This is a genomic window from Stenotrophomonas sp. Y6 (genome assembly GCF_022436665.1).
GTDB classification, from domain to species: Bacteria; Pseudomonadota; Gammaproteobacteria; order Xanthomonadales; family Xanthomonadaceae; genus Stenotrophomonas; species Stenotrophomonas acidaminiphila_A.
Map to the genome: position 1 here is coordinate 1 of NZ_JAKUKB010000023.1, position 2510 is coordinate 2510.

The following is a 2510-nucleotide window of genomic DNA, read 5'->3' on the forward strand; positions in this document are numbered from 1 at the left end:
AGGAGCTGATCGAGAACTCGGTGGACAAGGTTTCCGAAGGCTCGGCGCTGGTCCACCAGGCCGGCAGCACCATGGGCGAGATCGTGACCTCGGTGCAGCGGGTGACCGACATCATGGCCGAGATCTCGGCCGCCTCGCAGGAACAGAGCGCGGGCATCGAACAGGTCAACCAGACCGTGATGCAGATGGACGAGACCACCCAGCAGAACGCCGCGCTGGTGGAGGAAGCCACCGCCGCCGCGCGCTCGATGGAGGAACAGGCCACCCAGCTGGCCGCGGCGGTCGCCCTGTTCCACCTCGACGATGCCGCCGCCGCGCCGGCCAGTGCCCCGCCCGCCCCCCGCCGCGCCGCCGCCCCGGCCCGGGCCCCGGCGCCAAAGCTGGCGCCCGCGCCGCGCGTGATCGCACCGGCGAAGGACGCCGATGGCGGCGACTGGCAGGAGTTCTGAGCCGGTCCAGGCCGCGGGCTGCCGCCGGTTTAGAATGAAGCCGGCGGTCCGGCGCGGGTTTTCCGACGGACGGCAGCGGCGGCCCTCAAGAACCGCCGCCGGCGACCGATGAAGCTGGGGATTCCGCCCTCATCGGTCCCTCCATGTCCGTCTCGTCCCCCCGTTCCTTGTCCGGCGAACGCAAAAGCAGCGTCGCCACCCGCCTGATGCTGGGCATCGCCCTGATCGCCCTGGCCGCGTTCGGCCTCACCGCCGCGATCAGCTACTGGAAGAGCAGCCGCGCCCTGCTGGCCTCCTCGCAGGCGACGCTGGAGAACCTCGCCCGCTTCGAGGCCCAGCACCTGTCCACCGAGATGAGCCAGACCTACGACGCGGTGCAGACCCTGGCCGAAAACCTGGCCACCCAGCGCGGGCAGATCAGCCGCGCCGCCGTCTCGCAGACCTTCCGCCAGCAGCTGGAGCTGCACCCGGAGCGCGCCGGCATGTGCGTGCTGTGGGAGCCGGACGCGTTCGACGGCAATGACGCGCAGTTCGTCGATGCCCCGGAACACGACGCCAGCGGCCGCTTCATGAGCTACTGGGCACGGGTCGGCGGCGAGCTGGTCAGCGAGCCGCTGCGCGACTACGAGGATCCCAAACTGGGCGCCTGGTACGTCACCCCCAGGACGCTGAAGAAGCCGGTCATCATCGAGCCGTATGCCTATGAGGTCGGCGGCAAGACGCTGATGCTGACCACCATCGCGATTCCGATCATGGACGGCGACAAAGTGCTGGGCGTGGTCACCTCCGACTTCGAGCTCTCGGCGCTGCAGGCGCGCATCGCCGAGCTCCGGCCGATGGGCCAGGGGCGCACCGAACTGCTGTCGCCGATGGGCATGGTGGTGGCCTCGCCGGACCCGGCCAACGTCGGCAAGACCCGCGACGACGACACCACCAAAGCGATCCTGGCCGCCGTCGCCGAGGACAAGCTCTACAGCAACTTCCAGGCCGATGGGAACGGGATGGTGCAGGTCTATGCGCCGCTGCGCATCGGCAAGAGCGACCGCCGCTTCGCGCTGGGGGTGATGGTGCCGCGCGACCTGCTCACCGCCCAGGCACGCTCGCTGCTGGGGCTGGTGGCGCTGGTCGGGCTGCTCGCCGCCGCTGCGCTCTGCGCGGGCCTGTGGCTGCTGCTGCGGGCCATGGTGCTGCGCCCGCTGGCCGACGCGGTGCGTGTGTCCGCCGACGTCGCCCAGGGCAGGCTGGACACCCCGATCCCGGCGCGCCGCAACGACGAACTGGGCCAGCTGCTGCGGGCCCAGTCGCACATGCGCGACCAGATCCGCGCGGTGATCGATGCCCAGGGTGAGATGGCCGCGCGCCACGACGCCGGCAGCGTGAGCCACCGCATCGATGCCTCCCGTTTCCCCGGCGATTACGGGGTGATGGTCGCCGGCACCAACCAGCTGGTCTCCAGCCACCTGGAGGTGACCGCGCGGATCGTCGAAGTGATGCAGCGCTATGCGCACGGCGACCTGTCGGTGGACATGGACCGCCTGCCGGGCGAGAAAGCCGCCATCACCCGGGCCATGGACGAGACCAAGGCCAGCCTGTCGGCGATCAATGCCGAGATCAAGCGCCTGGCCGGTGCCGCGGCCGCGGGCGATTTCAGCGTGCGCGGCGATGCCACACGCTTCGAGCACGACTTCCGCGACATGGTGGCCGGGCTCAACCGCCTGATGGAAACCACCGACGGCAACCTGTCCGAGGTCTCCGCGCTGCTGCAGGCCATCGCCCGCGGCGACCTGACCGCGCGCATGCACGGCGAGTTCCAGGGCGTGTTCGCGCGGATGCGCGACGACGCCAACGCAACCGTGGCGCAGCTGACCTCGATCGTCGGCCGCATCCAGCAGGCCGCGGCCAGCATCAACCTGGCCGCCTCGGAGATCGCCACCGGCAACAACGACCTCTCCCGCCGCACCGAGCAGCAGGCCGCCAACCTGGAGGAAACCGCCGCCTCGATGGAGGAACTGACCTCCACCGTGCGCCAGAACGCCGAGCACGCGCGCCAGGCCAACCAGC

The 2510-nt window shown here is 70.6% G+C and carries 2 protein-coding genes; both read left to right on the plus strand.

The features are described 5' to 3' along the window. Positions 1-449 (plus strand): methyl-accepting chemotaxis protein (locus tag MKP15_RS16930; RefSeq protein WP_240213501.1); only part of this gene is annotated, 449 nt, incomplete at its 5' end. A gap of 143 nt (positions 450-592) precedes the next feature. Then, positions 593-2510 (plus strand): cache domain-containing protein (locus MKP15_RS16935; protein ID WP_275692626.1); only part of this gene is annotated, 1918 nt, incomplete at its 3' end.